Source organism: Ligilactobacillus acidipiscis DSM 15836 (genome assembly GCF_001435755.1).
Taxonomy (GTDB): Bacteria; Bacillota; Bacilli; order Lactobacillales; family Lactobacillaceae; genus Ligilactobacillus; species Ligilactobacillus acidipiscis.
In genome coordinates this window covers 1-232 of record NZ_AZFI01000362.1, presented here as the reverse complement: position 1 = coordinate 232, position 232 = coordinate 1, and the positions used below count along the sequence as shown (strand labels likewise).

1 protein-coding gene is annotated in these 232 nt (G+C 47.0%); it reads right to left on the bottom strand.

Annotated elements, in window-relative coordinates; translation table 11 throughout:
- The coding region (locus tag FC65_RS11985; protein ID WP_162257073.1) for a transposase at window positions 1–232 on the bottom strand (232 nt) is incomplete at both ends.

Here is a 232-nt window from a genome sequence, read left to right as displayed (position 1 = left end):
AAACACGCAGCCGTTCATGGTCAAGTGCCCGACCCGCTAACTGAACAATATGGAAACGGTCAAAGACGATCAGTGCGTTAGGAAAAAGACGACGGACGAAAGTCTGATACTGCGCATTCAGATCCATGGTCACCAGTTGAACTTTTTGACGCTCAGAAAGTGTATAAGTATTGGTGAAATACTCGCGGATCGTCTGCGAGAGACGATCTGGCAATAAGGTGACCAAATCATG